The following is a 19,902-nucleotide window of genomic DNA, read 5'->3' as shown; positions in this document are numbered from 1 at the left end:
ATACAAGTTTGAGGTCGGCTCCTTCCACACCGTCATGGCCGGGCTCCGTCCCGGCCATCCGCGTCGTTCGGCATCCTGGGAAGGACGTGGATGCCCGGGACGGAGCCCGGGCATGACGACGTGGAGGCAGCGCAGCGAAACACTCAGATCTTCATATGCGATAGCCCTGGTTGGGAATGGAGAGGTCGTCACTTCGTCCCGGAGAAGACGCGGCTGATGAAGTCGGAGCTCTCGGGCGACTTCGTCATCTCCGGCGACGGCTCGGGCTGGGCCGGCGGCTCGGCTGGTACGGACCGGATCTGCGGTCGGTTTCGGACGGTGACGCTGCGCGTCGCCCGCGCCTCCTGCTCGCCTCCGTTCGGCTTGCTCACCGTGATCATGATCTTCTCGGAGATCACGGGCGGATCGAAGTTGAGATGCCTGGTGTCGCCCAGCACCAGCTGCAGCGTGTGCTTGCCGGGCGACAATTCGATCCGCGCCTCGGTCTCCCCCGCTGCGTAATGAACGTGTTTCTTGTCACGCGGAATCTCCTCGCCGGCCTGCATCGTCTCGTCGACGTCGACGAGAAGATGATGATGGCCACTGCCGGCGAAATCGTCGCCCGCATGGGTGACGCCCATGTTGCGCAGTCCGAAGCGAGCGATGAAGGGCCCGGTCACCGTCTCCCCATCCGCAGGAGAGATGAAATAGACGCGGGCATCCTTCGCAGCCTTCGTTCCCTTGGCTGGCGCCAATGACGGCGCGAGCACGAGCGATGCGGTCAGGATAAGGCAGAGTCGCGCAGACCTCGGCAGCATGCAAATCCCCTATGGTGAGAGCGCGACGCGGAAACCCAGGGTCGGATGCCGGATGCGGCCGTCATAGCGGTCGCGACTGCCGGCCCGCGCATCGGCGGCGCCGTTCTTCCACGATCCCGAGCGGATGACGCGGGCATAGCTGCCCTCCTCGAGCCAGGCCGATCCATCCGCCGGCGCGCCCCTGTAGTTCTTATGCCAGTTGTCGGCGACCCACTGGCCGACGCCGCCGCCCATGTCGAACAGGCCGTAAGGATTGGCCTGGACGCTGCCGATCTTCGGCGGCTGATCGGTCTCGGCGTCGCCCGTGCCGTTGCAGCCCTTGCAGCTGGCCATGCCGGGGCGCATGCGATCGCCCCACCAATAGCGGGTGCGCTGGCCGCCGCGCGCGGCATATTCCCACTCGGCCTCGGTCGGCAGCCGGAACGCCTTGCCGGTCGCCTTCGACAGCCAGGCGAGATAGGCCTGCGTGTCGTCGTAGCTCAGGTTGGTGACCGGACGATCATCCGCACCGGCCGCGATGTCGGCGCAGCTTGCCGCCGCGACACACTGCTTCCACTCGCCGATCGTCACGGGATGCTTGCCGAGCGAGAACGGTCGCACGCTGACCTGATGCGACGGCTGCTCGGACTCGTCGTCGCCGCCCATCGCAAAACTGCCGCCGGCGATCGCAACCAGCTCGGGCACGAGCAGCTTCGGCTCGGCGTCCGGCGCCGGCGGGATCGCCGCGGTGCCGGATGATCGCGCCAGCGTTGCCTCGAGTGCAGGAGCCGGCTGACGCGGCGCGATGAAGGCGCTGGACGGCGATCGCGCAACGTCCTGGGGCGCGCTGGCGGCTTCCAGCAGGATCCGGCGCGGCGGAGGCAGCGGCGCGGCGGACTGCGCCTCCTGCTGCGAGCTCGATGATCCTGACCCAGGCGGCGCCTGAATCAGCAGCCTGATCTCGCGTAACGGCAGCAGCACGCCGCCGAGGAAGACGATGCCGAGGACCCCGACGCCGAGCGCTCCGCGGATCAGCTTCTTGCGACTTCCTGGAGCCGGTGCGAGGAGGACGTTCAGCCGGCCGCCCTCACCCGTCTCCTCCTGATCATCGTCGCTGCCGTCGTCCCATCTGTCCGGACCGGACGCCGCCGGCGCAAGCGACGGGCGCACCGGAGAGACTGGCGCAGCTTCTCGTCGAGCCGCACCCTCCGGCTCTGCGGTCTCCCATTCGGCATCGAGCGACTGCTCGAGCGCGCCGCACATCATCAGCAACAGCCCGCCTTCGCTCTTACCGGTCCAGCGCTCCTGCACCTCGGGACACTCGACCTGATCCTCGACGCGCAGGAAGCTCGGCGGACGCATCGGGCTGAGCGAGACCTGCACCGTGCGGCCGCAGCGCCGGCAAGCCACCGCGCGGGAATCCTCCGGCAGCGCATCCTCGGCGAGCTTGGGAGCCCGCAGCCATTGCAACGCTGAACTCTCGCTCATGCTGTCCTCGCTCGTGATGCCCGCCAACCCCGTTACTGACCCCAGCTCGCGAACACGTCCTTGAACACGCGGTCGCCGTCGGATCCCTTCTCGATCGACAGCAGCGCCCGGTTGCCGCCCTCGTAGACGATCGGAATGTCAAACCACTGCTTGCCCTTGAGAAGCATCAGGTTGCGCTTGGTATCGACCTCGTTGGCGGACAGCGCGACCATGAAGTATTTCGGTGTCACCCGGGCGGTCTGGGTCACCAGCGCCGTCCCGCGCTCGGCCTCCTCGCCCTTCAGGCCGATGCCCCTCAGGCTGGTCAGGCCGCTCACCGACTGATCCGGCCAGTCGAACTTGAGCTCCATGATGTGGCTCGCCGGCATCTCCATGTCGGCGTTCCGCCGCAGCGAGATCGTGGCCTTGGTGCCGTTCTCGATCTCGATCTCCCCCTTGATCGCCGGCGCCGCATCGACTCGCGGCCCCTTGCTCTGCTCGATCGACCAGGTGACCTTGCCAGGATAACGCTTGCCCTTCGGATCCTGCGGATCCTCGTGATAGAGGAACGCCTGCGCCGGTGTGCTGACCGGCACGCTCATGCCGACCGTGGCATGCTCCTCGGCCGCAGCGGCGATCGCCGGCTTGGCCTCCGGCGTGATCCGCTCCGCATTGACCTTGCGGGCGCCCGGTTCGCTCGGCAGCGCGGACGCTGCCGTCGCACCGCTCAGGGCCGGCTGGATCCATTCCGACGCGCGCTCCCAGGACACCGCCGCACCGACGATCGCCAGCAGCCCGGCCGCGGCAACTGCCATCACGCGCCGGCTCGGCACACGGCGGCGTGGTGCCGCGGCGTTCTCCGTCGCCTTGAACGCCATCTCGACGAGAGAAGGGTGAATCTTGATCTCTGCCGCCGGCGTTACGGACTCCGCAACAGAGGCTGGAGCCGCGGCAGCGGCGGCAGGCTCAGTGGTGGCAGAAGCCGCTGCCGCAGCGGATGTCGCAACGACGCCTGTCTTCACGGGCTCTGCCGACGCGGCGCTCGTGGGCTTCGCGTCGATCTCTGCTGTGACCACCTTGCTTTCGCCAGGGCGCTGCGGCACCGCGAGCCGATCGGCGACAATGATCGGCGCTTCGGCGACGATGGTCGCGCGCGGTTGGGTCGGCTCGACCGTGGCCGGCTCCTCGACGACCGGAAGCTCGGGCGGAGCCGAAGCCGGCGTCACGATGTCCGCGGCCGGCTCGCGCGGCGGACGCCGGCGCAGAACGCGAATCTCCGGCGAGGGCTTGGGCGCAGCCGCGCGGCTCTCGGCACGCTGCGCTATCGCGGGCGCGCTCGGCTTGCCCGCGGCAGACGTGACGATGTCCGTCCCCGAGCGGCGCGCCATCGAGAGATATTTCGCGACGGTGGCGATCTCCTCTTCGAGCGAGTGCGTCGTGATGACCTGCCGCGGCTGCGGCCGCTGCTTCGGCGCCGGCGCAGCCGCGCGGGCCGGCCGCGGCAGCTCGGCGGCTGGTGCATCGGCCGATCTGGACGTATCGGCGGGCAGCAGCTGAGCTGTGACCGAGGCCGCCTCGACGCCGGCAGGGCGCGCACGCAGCTCGATCATGCGATCGGGAAAGAGGATCGCGGCGAGATCGCGCAGCGAGGCACCCGGCATCAGCAGCCGCCGCAGCGCCGGCGGCAGGCTACGCAGCGCGGTCGTCTCGGTGCGTTTGACAACAGTATCGTTGCGGCCGGCTTCGACCAAGGTCCCGTCGTCGTGACGCGCGTCGCTGATCAGAACCTTACGGGCCCGCAGCATCGCCGTCAGTTCGCGCAGATCGGAGCGCGAGGCGTGGTCGACGACCAGAAGATCGAAGGTGCCGATCCGGGCCGGCAGCAACTCGGCGACACGCCAGGCCGGCATCACGTGACAAGGAATCTCCTCGAGCCAGCCGTCCAGAGACCTGCGCGCGGCAAACCGAAGCCGGCGCGCGGTCGGACCGGAGCAGGCCGACGCCATCTTCTGCATCGAGTCCCTGAACCGCTTCACCGCTTGCCTGACGGCGCCGCCCGCATTCTGCGCGATGGCCAGCGACATGCGGGCACCGATCACCGCTTCGAACAGAGCGAGCGAGCGCGTCTCAAGCCGCGCGCGCTGAGCCGCGAGGTCATGCAGCAGCTGCCGCTCCTCCGGACTTTCGATCCGCATCAGCACGGCCCAATTCCACGCCGCCACCCATTCCGCGAGCGTCGTCGCATCCTTCGCCTCGCCCGCGGCCGGCGCGGACCGCAGTCGCTGCGCCAGACTCGGCGCGCCCGCTGCAGTCGCCATCCGGCAGGCGGTCCTGACGAGTTCGTAGTCCGGGCCGGCCTCGCGGATCTTCTCCATGGTTGCGAGAATGCCTGTCCACCGCGTTTCGAGCTCCTGGGGCTCCGTCTCGGCGTCACCGACCCGCGACAGCACGTCATCCTGAACAGAGACGGCGAGTTCTCCCGCCCGGGCGAACAACTCGCCCAGGCGAGCGAGCTCGACCAGCGGTCCCGATACGCGCGTCATGACGGTCCGGATCGCCGCGCCGAACGCGGCCAGCCGCTGTGCATCGGCCAGCATCGCCCTGACATCGCCGTCCGGCATCGACAGCTTGGAGCAGGCATCGGCCACGTTGCGGACGGCGAGCGCGGCCGTCACGACGGCGGCCTCGACGCTCTTGACGATGTGCCCGAGGTCATCGAACGCGCGCGCCGATTCCAGTTGAAGCGCGGGTGCATCGATCTGCGTTGCGATCGACGTCCAGCGCGCGCGCAACGCATGCAGGTCGTGACGCCACAGCAGGAAGCGCCCGACATATTGCCAGTCCGCCGGCTTCGACGGCGCAGCCCCGTCCACCGTGATGGCCTCGACGGCGGCCTTCAGCGCGCGGCGCGAGGCCGAGAACCGCGCGAACGGCTTCTCGCCGGCCGCGAGCCGCTCGACCACGCGAATCGCATCCTTCCTGGTGAAGGCCTCGACCGGCGCCTGCACCTGGCGCCTCGTGAATTCGGCGCTTCGGGACAGCTGGAACGACGCATCACGCGCCCAGCCCACGACCTTGTCGAGACCGACGGGCCCGTCGGCCTTGGCGGTGCCGAGCGGCGACAGACGCGCGAGCCAGGGCGCCTCCGCGATGGCGCGATGGCCGGCCACCAGCGCATCGAGATCGGCCGCCAGGCGGTTGGTTGCGTCGAGCCCGAAGGTCGCGATGGCGTCGAGCGCGAGATCCTCGTCGCGGCCCGCGTCCGACGTCAGCCCCGCCTGGTGCTGCAGCTCCGCGTGCAGCCGCAGGATCGCGGCGGTGTCGGGCAGCACTGCGGGGTCCGGCAGCTCGTCGTCGATGTGCTTGAGATCGGCGGCCAGCCGCAGCCGCGCCCCGCGTGCCTTGTCGACCGCCACAACGAGCGGGTCGGTGGCCGCGAGCAGGCGCTGCGGCCGGTCGGTGAACCAGGCATGGGCGGCCTGCTCGCCGATCAGCGCCTTGAACAGATCGAACGGCAGCTCCGGCAAGCCGCCGGCGAGCCGCAGGTTGCGCCGGACGATCTCGGCGATCTCGTCGTCGAGCGAAGCGATCTGCGTGCGCTTCGAGATGATGTCGCGTTCGAGCCGACCGATCTGGCCGACCTGATCGCGCAGATTCGGCGCGTCCAGGATCGATTGCAGCCGGCCCGCCAGGGCTTCGGCCTTCCTGAGCACGTCCTTGTCGGAGCCGGTCGAGCTGACGGTCAGCTCGCGAATGGCCGGCGGCAGCTTCTGATGCAGCAGGGAAAGTGCAGCCTCGTCCCTGGACACGACGAGGACGCGCGAGCCGAGCGCGAGGTGATGGCAGACGACGTTGACGAGCGCCGCGATCCGATCGTCGCGTGCGACAGACTGGACCATCAGGCCATCCGACCGCGACAGCTCGCGCACGACCTCGACATCCTCCGCGACAGCCGGCAGCGGGAAGAACAGATCACCCTGCTCGACCGCGGCAGGCTTTGGCGCAGGCGCAATGTCGATGGGGCCCCCGACGATGCCGGACAGGTGCCGGCGCGCATTGGCGTGGCCACGTCCATCCGGCTGCGAGAGCAGCGCGTTCACGGCTCCCGACAGGCAGCACTCACTCTGCGGCGCATGCTCGATCGCGGTCTTGAGACTGTCGATGTCGCGCAGGGCGAGGCTCTCCGGCCGCCGCCGCGCGGATATGACCCAGCGTCCCGCCGCGATGGCGGCCTCCATGGCCGGCGTGCCGTCCGACGACACGGGATCGCGCGACGTCCTGTTACCGGATTGCACGCCTGCGGCGCTCAGGATCTGATCGGTCCCGATCGGCGTGAACGGCGACAGCTCTGCGCGCTGCTCCAGCGCCTCGACCAGGCGATCCGGCTTGTCGCGCACGGCAAGCGCGGCGTCCGGCGCCACGGCATCGAGCGCCCTCAAATTGACGGTTGCGCCGACGAAGCGCGGCCGGACCCTGACCTCGGCATCCGGGCGCGCGATGATCTCGATCTCGACCGCGCGCTCGAACAGCGGCAACTCGAATTCCCGCCCGCCCTGCCGCCAAGACGACAGCGCGACGCCCCACATGACCTCCATGACCTGATCGGCGCCGACCGTGGCCGCCATGTCGCGCAGCCGCTGGTGGATCGACATGGTCCGGCGGCGCATGCGCTCGGTGTCGGCCCAGGCGGTCCATGGCCCGCTGATATAGCGCTCGAGCCGCTGCACGAGGTCAGGACGCTGCTCCAGGCGCAGCCGTCCAGTCCAGGCGCCCAGCTCCGGGGCCGGCGAAAAATCCTCAGGCCGCGCGTGGCGGGCAAAGGTGAGGCGGTTCTTCTCGATCTCATCGACCGTGACCACGATGCTCTCGTGCGGCGATGGACGACGGTCGGGATCGGACGACGGCTCGACCCAGGTCTTGAGATCGTAGTCGATGGCAGGCGGCTCCGTCGCGGCAAGCGCCTCGACGGCGAGCCACACCGGACCGTCGACATCGAAGGTATTGATCACCACGCCCGGCAGGCCCGCCAGCTCCTCCTGGTCGAGCGCGAAGCCATGATCGTCGGCGAATGGATGATCCGGCTGACGCTCCGCCGGGGAGCCCTCGGCACGAATGATCTCGGTCAGACTGCCGAGCACGTCCTGCAACGGCTCGACGACCGATCCCATGCCGAGTGCTTCGCTCGTCGAGGACGCCCAGGCGTCGGTCGGCGACTGCGGCTCCAGGGCTGCCGCGCCGATAGCACCAAGCAGCCGCATGCCGTGATCGGCTGCACTGCTCTGCGCCTTGCGATCGCCCGCGCCGGCCTCGTTGGGCCGCACATTCACCAGCTGGCTCATCGCGCAGATCCTTCTCTGAAGTCGGCCGCAACGTCGGCGCGAGCTCGGCGAGAGGCTGACCGACAAGGATGGCCCTGCGCATGATCACGGAGCGCCGGGCGATCGGAGAGTGGGTTCAGAGTGGACAAGCTTGCCTCGCTGCAACGTCGACGGAACTCCCGACTCGTTGCGGAGGGGTATGGCGAAGTGAGGTCACATCAATGACCCGACAGGTAGATGAATGTGACGATTCTCGCTCCCGTCGGAGAATCGGGAAAAAATCCCGGGTCATTCGATGAGGAAAATCGCGCCTAAGAAGTTTGTTAGTCTTGGCTTTTTGTGTAGCGTCGCGCGCGTAGCCGACAACAAGCTTGGGTTGCGGACGAATACGCTGGAATGTGTCTAAGAATACTTCTAACGCTCAAGAAGAAATATCGAGACGCATGCCGAACGCCCGATGTTCACGCCGCAGCACGGCTGCGGTCCCTGTTCGACCACGAGCCCGCCGCGTATGCGGCTCGCTTGCAGGGGGGCGGCGCCACAAGCATTGGCGCCAGCGTGCATGGCACCGCGTCGTTCCCTCCCCGAATACGGTGATTGCATCCGACCGAAACGGCGTCGCCGTGCCCCACACGATGGCCCGCCAAAGAAGCCCGGGGATGTCGCCGGATCCCATGCGATGGCTCTGCAGCCGACGCTGCTTGAAACACCCTCGAAGCTGAAGTAGCTGTTGTTGCAATGACATCGACGTCGTCCAGACGTTTCCCGATCGATGGGGCCGGGACTGCATGGTGAGGCAACGGACGAGGGCTGCGGCCGCATGCGGCGCCGTGCTGTTCACGCTGGTTTCGCTGCCGTCGCGCGCGCAGGCGCAGACTGCCGGTCCGGCCGAGCGCGAACCTGCGTCGGTCAAGCTTTCCGCAACGCAACAAAAGCAGATCGGGCTCCAGACCGCCGTCCTGGCGGCGGAATCCCATCCCGAGCAGTTTCGCGCCTACGGCACGGTGCTGGACGTCGCCAGGCTGACCGACCTGACCAACAACTACGCCAACGCCCAGGCGCAGCTGCAGACGGCGCAAGCGAAGCTCGACGTCGCAAGGCTCGCATTCGAGCGCGCCCGCGACCTCGTGCAGTCGGCGGCGATGCCGCGCAAGGACGCCGAGGCGGCGGAAGGCACGTTCCGGACCGATAAAGCGACCCTGGCTGCCGCGGAATCGCAAGTGAAGACCTTGATGGCGACGGCGCGGCAGGAATGGGGCGCGGTCATCGGACAGGGCATCATCGAGCGCTCGCCGCAGGTAGTCCAGCTGATCGAACGCGAGCAGCTGCTGGTGCAGGTCACGCTGCCGCCCGGCGTGACCCTGGCCGAGCCGCCGCGCGCCGCGCTGGCGCAGGCGCCGACCCGCAGCGTCAACATCGATCTGCGCTATCTGTCGGCTGCGCCGCGAACGGATCCGCGCATCCAGGGCGTGAGCTACTACTTCGTCGCCGCCGGCGACAGCGGGCTGCTGCCGGGGATGAACACCACCGCCTACGTGCCCTCGGGCAAGTCGTTCGACGGCGTCTTCGTCGAGGACACCGCGATCGTGCAATGGCAGGGCCGCTCGTGGGTCTATCTGCGCGCCGGCCCCGAGGTCTTCAAGCGCCATCCGATCCGCACCGATCAGCCGGTGTCGGACGACGACTATGTCGTTCAGGACATTCCGTCGGGCTCCGAGATCGTCCTGCGCGGCGCGCAGGTGCTGTTGTCGGAGGAGGCCAGGAGCGAGTTGCGCGGCGGCGGCGACGATGATTGACGGCGCTCGCGGCGCCGCGGCCGGCCCCCAGGCGGCGCTGATCTCGTTTGCCATCCGCTTCCGCGGCATCGTGCTGGCGCTGGCCTGCACCATTCTCGGCTATGGCATCTTGTCGCTGGGCAGCGCCAACTACGCGGTCTTTCCCGAATTCGCGCCGCCACAGGTTTCGATCCAGACCGAGGCGCCAGGTCTCAGTCCGGAACAGGTCGAGGTGCTGGTCACGCAGCCGATCGAGACCGCGATCAACGGTCTCGCCGGCGTCGAGAGCATGAGGTCGTCGTCGATCCAGGGCCTGTCCGTCATTTCGGTCATTTTCCAGCCCGGCACCGAGGTCTTCCGGGCGCGGCAATTGGTGACCGAGCGGCTCGCGGTCGTTGCCGGCAGCCTGCCACAGGGCGTGCGGGCGCCGTCGATGACGCCGCTGGTGCCGGCGGCCGGCACCGTGCTGGCGATCGGGCTGACCTCCGAGCAGCGCTCGCTGATGGATCTGCGCACGATCGCCGATTGGACCGTGAGCCGGCGGCTGCTGGCGGTCGCGGGCGTCGCGCAGGTCACGACCTATGGCCGGGACATCCGGTCGCTGCAGGTGCAGGTGCGATCCGACGACCTGGTCCGCTTCGGCGTCGGCATGAACGACGTCGTCGCCGCAGCGCGCAAGGCCACCGGCGTGCGCGGCGCCGGCTTCGTCGACACCGCCAACCAGCGGGTCATCCTGCAGACGCAGGGCCAGTCGCTCACACCCGAGCAGTTGGCGCGTACGGTCCTGCTGCACCAGGGCGGCGCCAGCGTGGTGCTCGGCGACGTCGCGACGGTCGTGAACGCGCCGGAGCCACCGATCGGCGGCGCGCTGATCAACGGCCAGCCCGGCATCATGATGATGATCAGCCAGCAATTCGGCGCCAACACGCGCAACGTCGCGGCGCGCGTCGAGGCCGCGCTGCGGGATCTGCGGCCGGCGCTCGACAGCGAGAAGGTCAAGCTGCACGCCGATCTGTTTCGTCCGGCGACCTTCATCGATGCGGCGACGGAGAACGTACTGTTCGCCCTGCTGATCGGCGGCGCCCTGGTCATCATCGTGCTGTTCCTGTTCCTCTATGATTGGCGCACCTCCGTCATCAGTTGCACCGCGATCCCGCTGTCGCTGCTCTCGGCCGTGCTGGCCCTGCAATGGATGGGACAGAGCCTCGACACGATGACGCTCGGCGGCCTCGCCATCGCGATCGGCGAGGTCGTCGACGATGCCGTGATCGGCGTCGAGAACGTGGTGCGCCGGCTGCGTGAGAACCGAGGCCTGCCGTCGCCGCGCAGCGAAGCGCGAATCGTCTATGACGCCATGCTCGAGGTACGCAGCGCGGTCGCCTATGCGACCTTCGCCGTGCTGCTGGTGTTCGTGCCGATCCTTGCGCTGCCGGGTCTCGCGGGCCGGCTGTTCGGGCCGCTCGGCATCGCCTACATCCTCGCGGTGGTGGCCTCGCTGATCGTCGCGCTGACGGTCACACCGGCGCTGTCGATGCTGCTGCTGGCCGGTCGCAAGCCGCGAGAGCAACGCGAGCCGCCGCTGGTGCGCTGGTCGCGCGGCTCCTACGAGACGCTGTTGCGGCGGCTCGGCCGGTTTCCCAAGTCGGTCATGCTGGCGGCCCTGCTGGTGACCGCCGGCGGCGCAAGCCTGGTGCCGTTCTTCGGCGGCACCTTCCTGCCCGACCTGAAGGAAGGCCACCTGATCCTCCACGTCTCGACGCTGCCGGGGACCTCGCTCGACGAATCGCTGCGGCTGGGCTCGCTGATCGCAGAGGCGCTGAAGGGCGTGCCGGAGGTCCGCAGCGTGGCGCAGCATGCGGGCCGCGCCGAGGCCGGCGTCGATACCGCGGGCACGCATTCGAGCGAGATCGAGGTCGACCTGAAGCCGGGGCTGTCAGGCGACCAGCAGGAGCTGGCGCAGCAGCGCATCCGCGCCGCGCTCGCCAACTTCGCCGGCATCAACCTGTCGATCAAGACCTATTTGACCGAGCGCATCGAGGAGACGCTGTCCGGCTTCAACGCCGCCGTGGTCATCAACGTGTTCGGCCCCGATCTCGACGATCTCGAGCGCGCGGCGCGCGACATCGCGCGCGAGCTCGGCGAGGTCCGGGGCGCGATCGACATCCAGCAGCAGTCGCCGCCGGGCATGCCGCAGGTCAACGTGACCCTGCGCCCGACCGATCTGCAATCCTGGGGCCTGGACGCGGTGGAGGTGCTGGAGCTGATCCGCACCGCCTATCAGGGCGACGTGGTCGGCCAGGCCTATGAAGGCAACGTCGTCTTCAACGTCATCGTCAAGCTCGACCCCGATGCGACGGCACGCCCGACCGAGATCGGCAACATGCCGATCCGGACGCCGAGCGGCGCCTACATCCTCCTGAAGCAGGTCGCGGACGTCTACGGCACCGCGGGGCGCTACGTCGTGCTTCATCGCAATGGGCAGCGCGTCCAGACCGTGACCGCCAACGTCGCGGGGCGTGATCTCGAATCTTTCGTGGCCGCGGCCAAGCGGAAGATCGCCAAGGAGGTCAAGCTGCCGCCGGGCGCGCATGTCGAGTTCACCGGCGCGGCCGAAGCGCAGGCCAAGTCGCGCCGCGACCTCTTGGTGAACTCGCTGCTGGCGACGATCGGCATCGTGCTACTGCTGTCCTTCGTCACCGGGCACTGGCGCAACCTGGTGCTGGTGCTGATCAACCTCCCGTTCGCCTTCGTCGGCGGTGTCATCGCCGTCGCGCTGACCGGGGGCGTGCTGTCGCTGGGCTCGATGGTGGGCTTCGTGACGCTGTTCGGGATCGCGCTGCGCAACTCGATCCTGATGATCTCGCATTACGAGCATCTGGTCGTCGTCGAGGGCCGCGCCTGGACTCTGGAGACCGCGATCGCCGGCGCCGCCGACCGCCTGGTGCCGATCCTGATGACCTCGCTGGTGACCGGCCTCGGCCTGCTGCCGCTCGCGCTCGGCGCCGGCGAGCCGGGCCGCGAGATCGAGGGACCGATGGCCGTTGTCATCCTGGGCGGACTCCTGACCTCGATGGCCCTCAACCTGCTGGTGCTGCCGACCCTGGCGCTGCGCTTCGGACGGTTCGCGCGCGGCGTGCACGCCCACGGAGATGTCACGGCGAGCTGATCGTGGGCGTGAGACGTCCGCGACGTTCGCCGCACATGGCTGCTCGACGCTTCACCGTGCGGGCCGGATGAAGGAGATTAACTTCCGACCCGTGCTGACGAGCTTGCCACTGGTCAACTGCAGACCTTCGCGACCGAATGACCGGCGTCCGCATTCAGCCTTTCTCGGACGTTAGTACCGATCCGGCTGATTTGTTACTTGGGTCTGATACCCACCGGCGGTATGACGGACTAGATCGTAGAGCTTGACGAGCTCTGCCTCGGCCTCGTCGAGGGCCACGCCGAATCCGCCAGCCTGGCCGCCGTGGGCGATGCGCCAGGTGCGGTCGGGGTTACCCTCGACCGGTACGATCTTCAAGAATTGCGCTCCGCCTAGCGGCCCGCGATGGTTTCGCTCGATGTGCTTGTGAACGATGTCGTCGAGTTCGGCGAGCGTCTTTTGCTCTTTCGGCATGGATGCCTCCTCGATAAGGTGTGCCAAAGTTTAAGTGTAATGGCCGCGCCTGTCGATCCGGGCGATCTCGGCGCGAGTACGATTTCTAGTGGAACGTGGCGGGGAGTTCCTTTAGCTCTTGCCTGCGGCGAGTGCATGCGAGTAACACTCGAAGGCGTTGAGCAATTCCGCACTATCTCTTTTCGCCCACTAGGATATGGATGGCATCTGCGTTGGCGCTCGCCCCGCTAATAGGAGCGGCTTCCACTTGTGCAACAATACCGATGTCATTCAGCACCTTGGCTAGTGCTGTGGCTGCCGGCAATAATTCGCTGCGATGCTCTGGCGTCAATTCGATAGATACATTTAAAACGTTGGCCACGCCGTAGAAATGCCACGTCATGGTCCAGTTGAGTTTTGAGAATTTCTGCGGGCCGTCCCAGTCCACAAAAACCCAACCTGCCTTCGGAAACACAGGTTCAAGCAACCAAAGGAAATCCCATTGTTCACGTCCTGTTGGAGCGTGGCCAATATCAAACTTTACTCCAGCGAACGGCTCTAGCGCAGCTACAATCTTATCGGCCTCAGATGGCCCGACTGTTCTGCCTCTCCGGAATTCAGCGAGCTTCAGCTCGGCTTCGGCCGCGCGAGCGGTGGCCAACGCGGTATCTTTTCGCAACTGTTCAGACTGGCTTTCCACCTCCGCGATGCGCTCGTCAGAGCGCCGCCTGTCCTCGGCCCAGTGCTCTTCTTTCACGTCCGTGGCCTTCACGATCACGAACGTAGAGAGCACTCCACCAAGAAGACTAATAAGCAACCCCCAGTTGGCAATTGTGCCAATGAAGGAGGCAGTTGAGAGCGACATTTCCGAAAATGGCCACATAAGAACTCCCCACTAGCTATATCTCGGGGAGATATTAAGCGCTTTGGTGGCTGGCGCTATTGCGCTATTCGATCAAACTAGGCTGGCACTAAAAAGGCTCAAAAGGCGACTCGGAGGCGGCAGCTAGAGGAGCCGCGCCGTGTGTCGGCACGCGGCTTGGGCCGCTTGGTTGCCGGACCCATGGCTTTTCTCCTTTTTGCACTCCCCGACATCGGCCCTCCCTGTCATTTCCGTTACTCGCCCTTCTCGGACCTTCCGGCCGCCGCCAAAGACGTCGGCCGGCTGGGCTTGGGCGGATATGCTTCTCGAGACTCGTGCGAGCTCGAAGCCAGGCGCGCACGACCGACAAGTCAACCTCTGATGCGATGCGCCCAAGATCTGATTTTACTCACCGCCTCAAGCACATCATCCTTGTCCAGTCCTCCCACGAAAAATATTCCACTTTCGTTTTTCAGAAAATCATGATTGACTATGCGCATCCCGTCCCGCCATGAGGGGCGCTTCGCGATCGTCACGAGACGTGGGTGCGGGATGCGGTGGGTGCATTGGATCGCAGCGCGAGCAATCGTGCGGACGAACGAGCCCGATGCGCCGGCGAAATCGTAGGGTCCTGGCCTCCCGGTGCTGAGGCCAAGCGGACGGTGACGATGATCCGTTCGTGACGGGGGCAAGACAGCCGGTCCCCGGGGAGAGGACGTATAAGCCGCCCAACCATCGCGCGGGGAATGCCGGGATGTCTCGGCTGAACCTGTGGTACCTGCCGCCTGCATTTTTTTCGCAGGCGGGCCATGGGGGCGGCCAGCTCCCGGCATTCCCTGCGCCCTCTTCGTCGATGAGGGCGAAACGACCCGCACAACTCGGACGCACGGAGCGCCGCGAGGGCGAATGACTGCGTTCCAAGAAGCACTCATCGCAGATGTCGGCGCCCGCAGCGTCGAGGCGGCGGAGAGACGATGGACGTCCCGCATGACAGCGCGCGCAAACGCTGGGATTGTCGACCATTGGCCGGGTAGATTTCGGCGCCGAACTGCCTCAGGCGTTCAGCCGGTCGATGTGCACCTTGCCGGCCTTCATCACCAGCGGAATGTGATCGCCCTGGCCGAGCAGGCACGAGACGTCGCGCAGCGGATTGCCCTCGACCACGAGCAGGTCGGCAAAGGCCCCGGGCGCGATGCAGCCGAGCCTGCCCTGCATGCCCAGCACCTCGGCGCCGATCACGGTCGCGCTGGCGATGACCTCGCGGGCACCGAGGATCTCGGCGCGGATCCGGAATTCATCGCTCTGCAGCCGCTGGGACGGCCCCAGGAGATCGCTGCCGAAGCCCATCTTGACGCCGGCGTCGCGATAGATGCCGAGCGAGCGCAGGCCGGCATCGCGCACATCCGCGATCTTGGCGACGCTCTCCGGCGGCAGGCCATATTGCGCGCCTTCATTGGCGAGCGCCTCATAGGTGACGAGCGTCGGGATGACATAGACACCCTTCTCCGCCATCAGCCGCGCCGTCGGAAGGTCGACGAGATTGCCGTGCTCGATGGTGCGCACACCGCAGTGGACGGCGCGGGCGATCGCTTCCGCCGTGTAGGCATGCGCCAGGACGTAGGTCTGCCGCGCGCGGGCCTCGGCGACGATGGCGCGGATCTCGTCCTCCGAATAGCCGAACGCGCCGACGGGATCGGTCGGCGAGGCCACGCCGCCGGACGCCATGATCTTGATCTGGTCGGCGCCCATCTGCAGCTCCTCGCGCACCGCCTTGCGCACGGCATCGACGCCGTCGGCCACGCGGGCCAGCGCGCCGACGCGCACGCAGCACGGACAGGGCGCGTTGTCGGAGAGGAAATCCGTCCGCGCCCGCATGTCGCCATGGCCGCCGGTCTGGCTGAGCGCACGGCCGGAGACGAACAGCCGCGGGCCCTCGGTGAGGCCGGTGTCGACGGCCTGCTTCAGCGGATAGCCGGCGCCGCCGGCGTCACGCACCGTCGTAAAGCCCCGCCGCAGCATGCCCTTGAGCAGCAGCGCCGAGCGCAGGGTCACCAGCACGTTCGGCATCTGCACCTGCTGGGCCAGATTGAGCTCGACCGCGATCGCATGGACGTGCAGGTCGATCAGCCCCGGCATCAGCGTCTTGCCTTGGAGATCGATGGTCTGGTCGACGCTGGTCTGCAGCGGCTTGTCAGACACCTCCTTGATCACATGGTCCTCGACCAGCACGTGATGGCCTTCGCGCAGCTCCGGCTGCAGCGGGTCGAGCAGAGCGGCATTCTTGAACAGGATGGTCGACATCAAGGTGTCCTCGATCGGAGCGAAGCGTGCGTCAGCGGGCGGAGCGGGCCGGCGATGACGGTGTTCTCCCCTATCCTGTCCTGCGGCGTCGAGCCAGCCCGGGACGGAATACCTGTCTTCTCAGCCGATCGACATCAGGCTGGCATTGCCGCCGGCGGCCGCGGTGTTGGTGGAGAGACTGACCTCGGTGACCAGCCGGTCGAGATCGTAGCAGCCGTCGCTGGCGCGCGGCGTGACGAGCGGGACGATCGGTCCGGGGCGCGTGGCGAGGTCGCGGCCGAGCGCGATCAATTCATCCGCCTCGCCGTCGGCAAGCACGGCCTGCAGATCGCCGAGAGCCCGCCAGCTGTCGACGATCCGCAGGCGGCCGCGCAGCCGGCTGGTGAGCGGTCCCAACACGGCAGCAGCGGGATTCGCGCGTTCGACGAACGCGTCGTTGCCGGTCATCAGAATGACGCCGATCTGGATCAGCAGCGCCTGCTCGCTTCGCGCCAGCGCCGCGACTGCGCCGCGCGCGGTGATGCGATAGATGTTCTGCTCGCCGACGGGTCCGGGCAGCTCGATCTCGAAGCCGGCCAGCACCTGGGGCCCATGCGCCTCGCACGCCAGCGCCGCCTCGGCGTGTCCGCTGGCGCGCAACCCGTCGAGGTAAGAGCGCAAGACCGCGTCAGACTGCGACGCCATGAGCCGCTGGCGCGGCGGCATCGCGAACAGCCGGCGCAGATACAGCGGACCGCCGGCCTTCGGCCCGGTCCCCGACAGGCCGGAGCCGCCGAACGGCTGCACGCCGACCACCGCGCCGATCACGTTGCGGTTGACGTAGATGTTGCCGGCCGCGCTGTGGCTCGAGGCGCGGGCAATCGTCTCCGTGATGCGCGAATGGATACCGAAGGTCAGGCCATAGCCGGTCAGGTTGATCGCGTCGACGAGGTCAGCGAGCTGCTCGCGACGGTAGCGCAGGACGTGGAGGACGGGGCCGAACACCTCGCGCTCGACATCGAAGATGTTGCTGATTTCGATGATGGTCGGCGCGACGAACGTGCCGTGCGCCGCCTGCGGTGGCAGCGGCAGCCGCTCCACGGCATGGCCGCGCGCCTGCATCGTGGCGACATGCGCATCGAGCGTGTCGCGGGCCTCGCCGCTGATGACCGGGCCGACATCGACCGACAACGACGCGGGATTGCCGAGTTCAAGCTCGCGCAGCGCGCCGCGCAGCATCGACAGGATGCGGTCGGCGACGTCCGCCTGCAGGCAGAGGATGCGCAGCGCCGAACAGCGCTGGCCAGCCGAGTCGAAGGCGGAAGCGATGACATCGCTGACAACCTGCTCGGCGAGCGCCGAGGAATCCACGATCATCGCGTTCTGGCCGCCCGTCTCGGCGATCAGCGGCACGGGCTGTCCATAGACGGTGAGGCGCTCGGCAAGCTGTTTCTGGATCAGCCGCGCGACGTCGGTCGATCCCGTGAACATCACGCCCTGCACGCTGTGATCGCCGACCAGCGCGGCACCGACGCGGCCGTCGCCCGGCAGAAATTGCAGGACATCCGCTGGAACGCCGGCCTCATGGATGATGCGGACGGCCTCGGCGGCGATCAGCGGCGTCTCCTCGGCAGGTTTCGCCAGCACCGGATTGCCGGCCGCGAGTGCGGCCGCGACCTGGCCGGTGAAGATCGCGAGCGGAAAATTCCACGGGCTGATGCAGACTACGGGACCAAGCGGCTTGGGCATCTCGCCCTCGGCGAGAGCTTCGATCTCGCTCGCATAATAGCGCAGGAAATCGACGGCTTCGCGCACCTCGCCGACCGCGTTCGCAAAGGTCTTGCCGGCCTCGCGGACGATCAAGCCGATGAGGACGAGGCGACGCGCCTCCATCGTTTCGGCCGCAGCACGCAGGCATGCGGCGCGCACGCGCGGGCTGGTCGCGGCCCAGGCCGGCGCGGCGTTCGCCGCGCGCGACAGCGCCGCCTCGATCTCGGCAGGCGCGGCATCCCTGGCCGCGCCGACGACGTCACGGCGATCGGCGGGATTGCGAATGAGGCGCGCACCTTCGCTGCCCGTCGCTCCGGTCGGCACAGCCTTCCAATCGAGGCCCGCGCTCGTGACCAGGCCTTCGCCGAGACGCGCCAGCGCGCGCTGATCGGAAAGGTCGAATCCGGCCGAGTTCACGCGGCCCGGGCCGAACAGCGCGGGCGGACGCCTGATCTTGTCGTGCGGGGCACCGGTGCGTTCCGACGCGCGAACGATGGCGACGGGGTCCGCAATCAGATCGTCGACGGACACGGCGGGATCGGCGATGCGATTGACGAAGGAGGTGTTGGCGCCGTTCTCCAGCAGCCGGCGCACGAGGTAGGCCAGCAGCGTCTCATGCGAGCCGACCGGCGCGTAGATGCGGCACGGGCGTCCGAGCCGTGCGGGTCCGACAACCTCCTCGTAGAGCGGCTCGCCCATGCCGTGCAGGCACTGGAATTCATACTGGCCGCGCTCGTAATTGGGACCGGCCATCTCCACGATCGATGCCAGCGTGCGCGCATTATGCGTCGCGAACTGCGGGAACACGGCGTCGGGCGCGGCCAGCAGTTTGCGGGCGCAGGCGAGGTACGACACATCGGTATGGGGCTTGCGCGTGAAGACCGGAAAGTCCTGGAGACCATCGACCTGCGCGCGCTTGATCTCGCTGTCCCAATAGGCGCCCTTGACGAGGCGCACCATCAGCCGGCACTGCGTGCGCCGCGCGAGGTCGATGAGCCAATCAACCACAAAGGCGCAGCGCTTCTGATAGGCCTGGATGACGAAGCCGATGCCGTTCCAGCTGGCGAGGTCCGGATCGATGCAGAGCGCCTCGAGCAGATCGAGCGACAAATCCAGACGATCGGCTTCCTCGGCGTCGATGTTGAGGCCGATGTCGTATCCCCGCGCCAGCAGCACCAGTCGCTTCAGCCGCGGCAGCAGCTCGTTCATGACGCGGTCGCGCTTGATGCTGAGGTAACGCGGATGCAGCGCCGAGAGCTTGATCGAGATGCCTGGCCCGTCGTAGATGCCGGCGCCGGCCGCATGCCTCCCGATCGCGTGGATCGCCATCTCATAGGCGGCGAAATAGCGCGCGGCGTCGCCCGCCGTCGTCGCCGCCTCGCCCAGCATATCGTAGGAATAGCGGAAGCCCTGCGCCTCCCACCGCCGGCCGTTCGACAGCGCCTCATCGATGGTTTGCCCTGCCACGAACTGCTCGCCCAGCAGGCGCATGGCGAGCGTCACGCCCCTGCGGATGATCGGCTCGCCGCCGCGGGCAATGAGCCGCGTCAATGCCGACGCCAGGCTGTCCTCGCTCGCGGCGGCCGTCAGCGTGCCGGTGACGATGAGGCCCCAGGTCGCGGCGTTCACCAGCAGCGACGGGCTGTGCCCGATATGGGCGCGCCAATCGCCGGTCGCGATCTTGTCGCGGATCAGCGCATCGCGCGTCGCTGTGTCCGGGATCCGCAGCAGCGCCTCGGCCAGGCACATCAGCGCTACGCCCTCCTGGCTCGACAGCGAATATTCCTGGATCAGTCCCTCGACGCCGCCGGATTGCGCCTTGCCGCGCAGACGCAGGACGAGATCCCGCGCCAGACCGGCGGCCCGCGCCGACGACGCCTCCGGGAGCGCGGCGAGATCGAGCAGCGGCGCGATGCAGTCCGGCTCGGCGCGGCGATAGGCCGAGGTGATCGCGGCGCGCAGCCCGCTCTGGCGCTGGAGGTGGGCATCGAACGCGGCGAACGGTCGTGGCGGCGGCTGCGACATGACACGTCTCCTCAATCGGTCCCCGTCACTC

The 19,902-nt window shown here is 67.7% G+C and carries 9 protein-coding genes; 2 read left to right on the top strand and 7 right to left on the bottom strand.

Annotated elements, in window-relative coordinates:
• Positions 1-188: 188 nt before the first annotated feature.
• Genes QW845_RS16850 through QW845_RS16840 form a run of 3 tightly spaced genes read right to left on the bottom strand, consistent with a single transcriptional unit; the run spans position 189 to position 7,582 of the window.
• On the bottom strand, positions 189-797 hold the full coding sequence (locus QW845_RS16850; protein WP_315802675.1) for a DUF4399 domain-containing protein: 609 nt from the start codon (positions 795-797) through the stop codon (positions 189-191).
• Positions 798-806: 9 nt separating this feature from the next.
• Positions 807-2,264, bottom strand: coding sequence for a formylglycine-generating enzyme family protein (locus QW845_RS16845; RefSeq protein WP_315802674.1), 1,458 nt, complete (start codon positions 2,262-2,264; stop codon positions 807-809).
• 32 nt (positions 2,265-2,296) lie between these two features.
• Positions 2,297-7,582: an AAA family ATPase gene (locus QW845_RS16840; RefSeq protein WP_315802673.1), complete on the bottom strand. Its 5,286-nt coding sequence runs from the start codon at positions 7,580-7,582 to the stop codon at positions 2,297-2,299.
• A 767-nt stretch (positions 7,583-8,349) separates the two neighbouring features.
• On the opposite strand from QW845_RS16840, the gene QW845_RS16835 reads away from it, so the two are divergent.
• Positions 8,350-9,357, top strand: coding sequence for an efflux RND transporter periplasmic adaptor subunit (locus QW845_RS16835; RefSeq protein ID WP_315802672.1), 1,008 nt, complete (start codon positions 8,350-8,352; stop codon positions 9,355-9,357).
• A complete protein-coding gene (locus QW845_RS16830; RefSeq protein WP_315802671.1) occupies positions 9,350-12,502 on the top strand; it encodes an efflux RND transporter permease subunit in 3,153 nt (1,050 codons plus the stop codon). Before QW845_RS16835 ends, QW845_RS16830 begins: the two co-directional genes overlap by 8 nt.
• Positions 12,503-12,673: 171 nt before the next feature.
• On the opposite strand, the gene QW845_RS16825 is transcribed toward QW845_RS16830, so the two are convergent.
• The 4 genes from QW845_RS16825 to putA all read right to left on the bottom strand — a co-directional run bounded on the left by QW845_RS16825 (position 12,674) and on the right by putA (position 19,871).
• Positions 12,674-12,955 (bottom strand): hypothetical protein, encoded by a 282-nt coding sequence (locus tag QW845_RS16825; protein WP_315802670.1) that lies wholly within the window; start codon positions 12,953-12,955, stop codon positions 12,674-12,676.
• A gap of 172 nt (positions 12,956-13,127) precedes the next feature.
• Positions 13,128-13,817, bottom strand: a complete 690-nt coding sequence (locus QW845_RS16820; RefSeq protein ID WP_315802669.1) for a hypothetical protein — start codon at positions 13,815-13,817, stop codon at positions 13,128-13,130.
• A 1,032-nt stretch (positions 13,818-14,849) separates the two neighbouring features.
• Positions 14,850-16,097, bottom strand: a complete 1,248-nt coding sequence (locus QW845_RS16815) for an amidohydrolase family protein (protein ID WP_315802668.1) — start codon at positions 16,095-16,097, stop codon at positions 14,850-14,852.
• A gap of 120 nt (positions 16,098-16,217) precedes the next feature.
• A complete protein-coding gene (gene putA, locus QW845_RS16810) occupies positions 16,218-19,871 on the bottom strand; it encodes a trifunctional transcriptional regulator/proline dehydrogenase/L-glutamate gamma-semialdehyde dehydrogenase (RefSeq protein ID WP_315802667.1) in 3,654 nt (1,217 codons plus the stop codon).
• Positions 19,872-19,902 lie beyond the last annotated feature (31 nt).

The sequence above is a fragment of the Bradyrhizobium sp. SZCCHNS3002 genome (assembly GCF_032377435.1).
In the GTDB taxonomy this organism is placed as follows: domain Bacteria; phylum Pseudomonadota; class Alphaproteobacteria; order Rhizobiales; family Xanthobacteraceae; genus Bradyrhizobium.
The sequence above is the reverse complement of the archived record's forward strand: the minus strand, read 5'-3'. Positions and strand labels throughout refer to the sequence as shown.

Coding starts and splice junctions, on each gene's coding strand:
- QW845_RS16830 (WP_315802671.1), top strand. CDS start 9,350: ATGATTGACGGCGCTCGCGGCGCCGCGGCCGGCCCCCAGGCGGCGCTG.
- QW845_RS16825 (WP_315802670.1), bottom strand. CDS start 12,955: ATGCCGAAAGAGCAAAAGACGCTCGCCGAACTCGACGACATCGTTCAC.
- putA (WP_315802667.1), bottom strand. CDS start 19,871: ATGTCGCAGCCGCCGCCACGACCGTTCGCCGCGTTCGATGCCCACCTC.
- QW845_RS16845 (WP_315802674.1), bottom strand. CDS start 2,264: ATGAGCGAGAGTTCAGCGTTGCAATGGCTGCGGGCTCCCAAGCTCGCC.
- QW845_RS16840 (WP_315802673.1), bottom strand. CDS start 7,582: ATGAGCCAGCTGGTGAATGTGCGGCCCAACGAGGCCGGCGCGGGCGAT.
- QW845_RS16850 (WP_315802675.1), bottom strand. CDS start 797: ATGCTGCCGAGGTCTGCGCGACTCTGCCTTATCCTGACCGCATCGCTC.
- QW845_RS16815 (WP_315802668.1), bottom strand. CDS start 16,097: ATGTCGACCATCCTGTTCAAGAATGCCGCTCTGCTCGACCCGCTGCAG.
- QW845_RS16835 (WP_315802672.1), top strand. CDS start 8,350: ATGGTGAGGCAACGGACGAGGGCTGCGGCCGCATGCGGCGCCGTGCTG.
- QW845_RS16820 (WP_315802669.1), bottom strand. CDS start 13,817: ATGTGGCCATTTTCGGAAATGTCGCTCTCAACTGCCTCCTTCATTGGC.